Below are 7,311 nucleotides of genomic sequence, written 5' to 3'. Positions count from 1 at the left end.
CGGGTGGCTCGGGTGGCTCGGGTGGCTCGGGTGGCTCGGGTGGCTCGGGTGGCTCGGGTGGCTCGGGTGGCTCGGGCGGCTCGGGCGGCTCGGGCGGCTCGGGCGGTGCCGGCGGTGGCTCAGGCGGCTCCGGCGGTGGCTCGGGTGGCTCAGGCAGTGGTGGCCATGGTGGAACCGGAGGCGGGTGTGGCTGCGGGAGCGGCGGCTCGGGCGGCGGTCATGGGTCCGGTGGAAGCGGCAGCGGCAGCGGCGGCAGCGGCAGCGGCGGCTCCGGCAACGGCCATGGGTCCGGTGGACGCGGCAGCGGCGGCTCCGGCTCCGGCTCCGGCAACGGCCACGGGTCCGGCGGAAGCGGCAGCGGTGGCTCCGGCGGCAACGGCCACGGGGGGTCGGGAGGCAACGGCCACTAGCCGCCGCACGCGCCGCGTCGGTCGTCTACAGCACCGACGCGAGCGCGACCTCTACCGAACGGAGCGTGGCCACCTACTCGCGCATACGACGCTCCGCCCCGCAAGACGTACGGTTCGCAGCCGAGCCTCGGCCCCGTCTCAAAGATGCATCACCCGCGACCGCCGAGTCCGTCGAATACGTCCGCCCGCAATGTCCGCCAACGCACCGACGCGCGGACGCTCTCGCACGCTGTGCGCTTACAACATTTCGAGCGGCACCTTCTTCCGCGGCGGTTTGAATTCGCCGTCGATCGCCGCGAGTTCGCGTTCGCTCAGCACGACGTCGAGCGCTTCCCGGTTCGCGCGCACATGGTCGACGCTCCCCGCCTTGGGAATCGCGCAGATACCCGGCCGGCTCAACACCCAAGCCAGCGCGACCTGGACCGGCGAAAGCCCCCGCTCGCGTGCGATGTCGTCGAGTACCGATCGCTTGGGCAGCCGCATGTGATCGATCGGGCTATAGGCCATCGCCGGCATCGCGCGCGCCCTCATCCAAGGCAGTAAGTCGAACTCGGGCCCGCGCCGGGCCACGTTGTAAAGCATCTGATTCGTCGCACAGGCTTGCCCCCCGGCCGCAACCAGTTCGTCCATATCGTCCACGTCGAAGTTGCTCACGCCCCAGTGACGAATCTTGCCATCGCGCCGCAATACCTCGAACGCTTCGACCGTTTCCTCGAGCGCAATGCCGCCGCGCCAATGCAGCAGGTACAGATCGAGCCGATCCGTCTTCAAACGCTTCAAACTGGCCTCGCACGAGGCGACGACGCCGCGCCGGCTCGCGTTGTGCGGATAAACCTTGCTCACGAGGAACACCTGCTCGCGCAGCCCCGCGAGCGCCACGCCGAGCAGCGATTCGGTCGCCCCTTCGCCGTACATTTCCGCCGTACCGATCAGCGTCATCCCGCATTCGATGCCGGCACGCAGCGCAGCGATCTCGGCGGCGCGCCGCTCGTCTCGCTCGCCCATTTCCCAAGTGCCTTGCCCCAATCGAGCGATACGCTCGCCGTCGGGCAGCGTGACGAAGGCGTCGTCGCGCATCATAGGTGCCTCCTTCTCGACGAGGGATCATGCGAAGAGTGTAGTCACCGTCGGCGCGCCTTGCACTTGCCCGCGCGAATGTCGAGTATCGAACCGCCCACGCGTATGCCCGATCCATCGATATGCGGCCCTGATCGGCGTCGCAATGCCTTAAACTTGCGGCTTGCCCCTCGCTGTGCACACTCCATGAACCACGCTTCCGCGGAAGACCGCTGGCGCGATTTGCGCCCAGATCCAGAGAACGACACGCCGCTTTACCTGCAGCTCGCGCGCAAGCTCGGCCAGGCAATTCACGAAAACCGCTGGAACGCCGGCGAAGCCCTGCCTTCCGAGCGCGTGCTATCCGATGCGCTCGGCGTATCGCGCATCACCGCGCGCAAGGCCATTGCGCTGCTCGTCGAACAAGGGCTGATCCGCCGCACCCAGGGCGCGGGGAGCTTCATCACGCCCCGCTACGACGATCCGCTCTCGCGCCTATCGAGCTTCAGCGAAATGCTGCGCCGGCGCGGCTTCACGCCCAGCTCGAAATGGATTTCCCGCGAGATCCAACCGGCAAGCCGCGATGAAGTGATTCAGCTCGGACTCTCACCGGCCGCGGCCGTCACGCGCCTGAAGCGCTTGCGGCTTGCCAACGGCATCGTCATGGCCGTCGAGAATTCCACCCTGCCCGCATCGGTGATTCCCGATCCGCAAGCGATCGGCGATTCTCTCTACAGCTATCTCGAACAGCGTGGGCTCGCCATTGTCCGCGCACTCCAACATTTCCGTGCGGTCAACGCCAGCGAGGAAATCGCGCAGCAAATGGGCATCGCCACGCACGATGCCCTGCTGCTCATCACGCGTATCGGCTACACCGCCGATCAGCGTGCGATCGAACTGACCGATACGTATTGCCGCAACGATTACTACGATTTCGTCGCGGAACTGCGAAAGTAGATCACGTCGCGCAAGTCGACGAAATAGCGCAAGGGAATCGAACGAACGCCGCCGACGCTTGCACCGTCGCGTCACACGATCCAGCCAGCCGAATCGGTGCCGAGCGGCACCGGCGGCCGCTCGAACCGAGGCGGCGTCTCCGACATCGTTTCGGCCGGCGCCGCCGCCGACACTTTGCCGAATGGCGTATCCGTCGTCTGCACCAAATCGCGTACGTCGTCGAGGCGCACGTCCGGCGCGCGCCATCCATCGGCAATCGTCCCCAACGATTGCAGCCAGCGTCCCGTCTGCGCGAGCGAGACGCGCACATGCCAACTGCCGCCTTCGACAGCTCGACGCCTTAGGGCCACCATCGCACCGAACGCGGCGAGATACCCCGTCGCATGATCGAGCGCCTGACACGGCAGATGCTTGGGCGCCGTCGTGCCCGCCGCGTGTCGTTCGGTCCAAGCAATACCGCTGGCCGACTGCACGAGACTGTCGAAGCCGCGCCGCTGCGCCCACGGTCCGATATGCCCATACGCGCAGATCGAAACATAGACGATACCCGGCCGCGCGCTGGCCAGCGCCTCGGGCGAGAAGCCGCGCGCGTCCAATGCGCCGGGACGATACGCTTGCAAGAAGACGTCGGCCTCGCCCGCGAGTGCATGCAGCGTGGCGCGTTCGTCCTCGCGACGAAGATCGAGCAGCGCCGAGCGCTTGCCGCGACCGTTGTCGATCACAAGCGGTGCAATGTTCGGCAAATGCGGGCCATTCACGAGCAACACGTCGGCGCCATGCTGCGCGAGCGTTCTTCCCGCCACCGGGCCCGCGATGATGCGGCTCAAGTCGAGTACGCGTACCCCCTCGAGCGGCCGCGTGGCCATGGCGCCGGAGCCATGCGCCGTTCGTCCGATCGGCATCGGCGGCGCATCGCCCTCGCGGCCCAAGCCGCCCGCGCCGATCCGTTCGATTTCGAAGAGCGGCAACGCCGCGAGCGCCGCAGCTTGAGGCAGCGCCGCCCATTGCTCGGGACTCCGAATCAAGGCGGCGCACAGCCCCGCATCGGCGAGCGCCTGATCGAGCACGGCGCCGTCCCACCCGCGAATCGCGGCGCTGACGGCGGCATGGTCGTCGGCACAACCGAGCACATCGACAATGCCCCGCCGGTGGTGCGGAAAGTTCGTGTGCAGTTGAATCCATCGTCCGTCCCGAGTCTCGTAGAACCCCATCAGCGGATCGCGCAGCTCGGGCGCGGCGCCTTCGTCGATACGCAGATAACGTTCGCTGCGAAACACCGCGAGTGCGCGACGTTGCTGGACTTCGACGCGCTGCCGACGCCCCGTGCGCCATCGATGACATTCGGCAGCGGCCAGTGCTTGCGCAGCGATCGTCGCTGTGGCGAGCGCCCCGACGCGATAGACGGAAGGCAGTCCGGGATCCTCGCCGACGAGGCGAATATCGCCCAACGCGGTCGCGTCGCAACCGGCCAAAGACCAAACCTGTTCGAGTGCGCTAAATGCCGTCATGGTCTGAAAAGATGCAGTGAAGATGTCGACGAGTCTAGAATCGGGTGCAATGTCGATCAATCTTGATTCAAATAATCAACATATATCGATTTGTTTGGTTTCTTCTCGACAACCACGCCCCAATGTCCACCTACTTGACCGCGGCCGAGGCCGCCGCCGCCCTCGGCGTCAGCGTGCCGACGCTGTACGCGTACGTCAGCCGCGGCATGCTCAGATCGGCGCCCGAGAGCGCGGGCAAACGGCGCTTGTACGCGGCCGACGAAGTGCGGCGGCTCGCTCGCCGCAAAGCCGACGGCAAGCGCGCGGGTAAGGTCGCGCAGAAGGTGCTCGATTGGGGCGTGCCGGTGCTCGAATCGCGCATTACGCTGATTGCGCAAGGCCGCCTGCTGTACCGAGGGCGCGACGCGATCGAACTGGCCCGCACGGCCACGCTCGAAGAGGCGGCGGCGCTGTTATGGGAATGCGCTCGGGCCTGTTTCGACGATGCGCCCGATGCGCCGATCGCATCGTCGGCGTGGCACACATGGATCAAACAGATGCGAGCGAGCGCGCCGCACGAACGCGCGCTCGTGATGCTGCCCGTCGCGGCGGCGCAGATGCCGCGGCTCTACGCATCGGGCAAGCCGGCGCAACTCGATACGGCCGTGACCGTGCTGCGCGTACTCGCGGCGGCACTAGCGGCAGCGCCTTTGTCGCGCGAGCCGCTGCATCGGCAACTCGCCGCGGCATGGGGCGTCAGCCAGCGCCGGCATGTGGATTTATTGCGCGCGGCGCTCGTGGTTTGCGCCGATCACGAATTGAATGCCTCGACGTTTACGGTCCGATGCATCGCGTCCACGGGCATGCATCTCGTCGGCGCCGTCACCGGTGGGCTCGCTGCGCTCGCGGGGCCGCGTCATTGCGGCGAGACGATGCTCGTGACCGCCCTCTTTCACGAAGCGCAGGAAGCCGGCGACGTCGATCGCTACGTGGCTGCGAGGCTGGCCCGTGCGGACGTGCAGCAACGCACGATCTTGCCCGGCTTCGGCCATATGCTGTACCCGAACGGCGACCCGCGCGCAGCCGTCCTCCTGGACATGCTGGCCGGGCACGCGACGACACGCGCGGAGCGGCAAGCGCTCGCTCAGATCGACTCGATCGTGCGCGCCGCAAACGACGCGACCGGGCTCGCGCCGACCGTCGATTTCGCGCTATCGGCGCTCGAACGCGTCCTCAAGCTGCCGGCCGGCGCCGCATTCTCGCTGTTCGCCCTCGGCCGCGCGGCCGGTTGGATCGCGCATGCGATGGAGCAGATCGAAGACGGCCGCCTCATCCGCCCCCGCGCGCGCTACATCGGTCCCGACGAATCCGCGCCTTGAGCATCGCGCGTATCGATCAAGCTGCCGCCTGCCACCACCGCGCAACCGGTACGGGCAGCTTGGGGCGCCCGAGCGCAGCCGTACGTCCGCCCGCCGCCCGAGCAAGCGCCCCGCGCACCGTCACGCGCACGTCTCCGTCTCCCGAGCCGATCCACGCCCGCGTCCCGGCGGGCAACAAAAACGACTGCCCGCGGTCGAGCCAATAGTCCTCAGCGTCGCCCTCGACAGTCAGCCAAAGCGTGCCCCGCTCCACTTCGACGACGAGCGGGCGGTCCACGCGCCACGCCGTGGCCGGTTCGTCGTATCCCATTTCGAACGTCCGGATTTCGCGCATCGCCCTACTCCTTCAAAATTATTTCGTCTACGCATTATTGCGGCACCGCCGCTACAATCACATGCACAGTACCGAACAGTTTTAGCCGAACTGTTCAGTTGAAATACCGAACAGTCTAGAGCGAGCAAAACGATGAAGATCGAGATCGATCGCACGAGCGGCGTGCCGATGACGGAACAGCTCGTCACGGCGATGGAGCAGTGGATTCGCTCGCGCGAGGCGCATGCCGGCGCGAAACTGCCGTCGATCCGGCAGCTCGCGCACGATTGCGACATCAGCCGATTCCCCGTGATCGAGGCCTACGACCGGCTCGTGTCGCTCGGGCTCATCGAATCGCGCCATGGCTCGGGTTTTTACGTGAGCGGACGCGCTCACGCCGCTCTGGACCGCTGCGGCGCCTCGGATCCGCGCCGTGCCGAAGAAGAATCGAACTACATCTTGGCGCAGTTCAATCACCCGGGCGAGACGCTGAAGCTCGGGAGCGGCTTCATTCCCGAAGCGTGGCGCGATATGGAAGGCGTCGCGCAAGCCGTGCGTCACGTGGCGCGGACCGATCCCGGTTCGCTGATCGATTACGCGACGCCCCTGGGCAACCCCGCGCTGCGCGAACACTTGCAATCGCGCATCGCGCCGCTCGGCATCCGCGCCGAGGCCTCGCAGATCCTGGTGACGTTCGGCGCGAGTCAGGCGATCGATCTCATCGTTCGCTACATGTTGCGCGCCGGCGATACGATGTTCGTCGAAGATCCGGGCTACTACAACCTATTCGGACTCCTTAAGCTGCACGGGATCAATGTCGTCGGTATTCCGCGCACGGCCACCGGGCCCGACATCGAGGTACTGCAATCCGAACTGAAGCGGCATCGCCCGCGCGCCGTCTTCGTCAACTCCGTGTTTCACAATCCGACGGGAACGGTCGTGGCGCCGTCGGTCGCGTTTCGCCTGCTACAGCTCGCGCACGAGTACGATTTCACAATCGTCGAAGACGACATCTACGCCGACTTCCAAGCGGAGACGACGGACCGCCTCGCCGCGCTCGATCAACTCGAACGCGTCGTGTACATCGGCGGCCTGTCGAAGACTTTATCGTCGTCGCTGCGCATCGGTTTCATCGCCGCCAATCGCAAGGCAATCAAAGACCTCGGCGACATCAAGATGCTCACGAGCATCAGCGGATCGCAATTCGCCGAAGCGGTCGCGCTGACCATGCTCGAACGCGGGGCCTACCGCAAGTTCCTGGAGCGGCTGCGCCGCCGCATGACCGATGCGCTCGGCGCGACGACGCGCACGCTCGAGGAGAACGGCTGGGAACTGTTTGCGCCGCCGGCCGGCGGCAAGTTCGTGTGGGCCCGCGTCCCGCACATCGACGATTCCCAGCAACTGGTCGAGTGCGCCGGTGCGTGCGATGTCACGATCGCCACCGGCAGCTACTTCCGCCCACATAGCGAGCCGAGCCCGTGGATTCGCATCAACGCGGCTTATGCGCTGGATCCGCGGGCCCACGCGTTTTTCGCGAAGGCTCGGCAGTTGGAGCCCGCGGGCTCAGAGCCAGGCGGCCACGCCGCCGAGCGCGCGCTGATCGATTGAGGGCGCTCAACGGCGCTTAAGGGCGGCTGTGACCGATCGAGACTGATCGACGGCGACCGACACCGGCCGGGCGCTCCCCGGAAAAGCGACTGCGGGCCGCG

General features: G+C 66.7%; 6 protein-coding genes. 3 read left to right on the top strand and 3 right to left on the bottom strand.

Annotation, left to right across the window (positions count from 1 at the left end; translation table 11 throughout):
- Positions 1 to 647: 647 nt before the first annotated feature.
- Positions 648 to 1,490 carry an aldo/keto reductase gene (locus tag ACTHN9_RS10270; protein WP_440536653.1) on the bottom strand — a complete coding sequence of 281 codons (843 nt, stop codon included), beginning with the start codon at positions 1,488 to 1,490 and terminating at the stop codon, positions 648 to 650.
- A 183-nt stretch (positions 1,491 to 1,673) separates the two neighbouring features.
- Between ACTHN9_RS10270 and ACTHN9_RS10265 the strand changes: the two genes are divergently transcribed.
- The gene (locus tag ACTHN9_RS10265) at positions 1,674 to 2,423 is read left to right on the top strand and encodes a GntR family transcriptional regulator (RefSeq protein ID WP_440536652.1); all 750 of its coding nucleotides are present in this window, start codon (positions 1,674 to 1,676) and stop codon (positions 2,421 to 2,423) included.
- Positions 2,424 to 2,494: 71 nt separating this feature from the next.
- On the opposite strand, the gene ACTHN9_RS10260 is transcribed toward ACTHN9_RS10265, so the two are convergent.
- Complete coding sequence (locus ACTHN9_RS10260; protein WP_440536651.1) at positions 2,495 to 3,931, bottom strand: CoA transferase; 1,437 nt, start codon at positions 3,929 to 3,931, stop codon at positions 2,495 to 2,497.
- A 122-nt stretch (positions 3,932 to 4,053) separates the two neighbouring features.
- Here ACTHN9_RS10260 and ACTHN9_RS10255 point away from each other — a divergent pair, with 122 nt between their 5' ends.
- Positions 4,054 to 5,289: a citrate/2-methylcitrate synthase gene (locus ACTHN9_RS10255; RefSeq protein ID WP_440536650.1), complete on the top strand. Its 1,236-nt coding sequence runs from the start codon at positions 4,054 to 4,056 to the stop codon at positions 5,287 to 5,289.
- A 16-nt stretch (positions 5,290 to 5,305) separates the two neighbouring features.
- On the opposite strand, the gene ACTHN9_RS10250 is transcribed toward ACTHN9_RS10255, so the two are convergent.
- Positions 5,306 to 5,623 (bottom strand): DUF2917 domain-containing protein, encoded by a 318-nt coding sequence (locus ACTHN9_RS10250; protein WP_440536649.1) that lies wholly within the window; start codon positions 5,621 to 5,623, stop codon positions 5,306 to 5,308.
- 132 nt (positions 5,624 to 5,755) lie between these two features.
- Between ACTHN9_RS10250 and ACTHN9_RS10245 the strand changes: the two genes are divergently transcribed.
- Complete coding sequence (locus tag ACTHN9_RS10245) at positions 5,756 to 7,210, top strand: PLP-dependent aminotransferase family protein (protein WP_440536648.1); 1,455 nt, start codon at positions 5,756 to 5,758, stop codon at positions 7,208 to 7,210.
- Positions 7,211 to 7,311: the final 101 nt, after the last annotated feature.

The sequence above is a fragment of the Trinickia sp. genome (genome assembly GCF_051953405.1).
GTDB lineage: Bacteria > Pseudomonadota > Gammaproteobacteria > Burkholderiales > Burkholderiaceae > Trinickia.
Note: the sequence above shows the minus strand (reverse complement) of the source record. Positions and strands in the feature narration are given on the sequence as shown.

Excerpts from the sequence above, each read along its gene's own strand:
- ACTHN9_RS10270 (WP_440536653.1), bottom strand. The coding sequence starts at position 1,490 with ATGATGCGCGACGACGCCTTCGTCACGCTGCCCGACGGCGAGCGTATC.
- ACTHN9_RS10265 (WP_440536652.1), top strand. The coding sequence starts at position 1,674 with ATGAACCACGCTTCCGCGGAAGACCGCTGGCGCGATTTGCGCCCAGAT.
- ACTHN9_RS10260 (WP_440536651.1), bottom strand. The coding sequence starts at position 3,931 with ATGACGGCATTTAGCGCACTCGAACAGGTTTGGTCTTTGGCCGGTTGC.
- ACTHN9_RS10255 (WP_440536650.1), top strand. The coding sequence starts at position 4,054 with ATGTCCACCTACTTGACCGCGGCCGAGGCCGCCGCCGCCCTCGGCGTC.
- ACTHN9_RS10250 (WP_440536649.1), bottom strand. The coding sequence starts at position 5,623 with ATGCGCGAAATCCGGACGTTCGAAATGGGATACGACGAACCGGCCACG.
- ACTHN9_RS10245 (WP_440536648.1), top strand. The coding sequence starts at position 5,756 with ATGAAGATCGAGATCGATCGCACGAGCGGCGTGCCGATGACGGAACAG.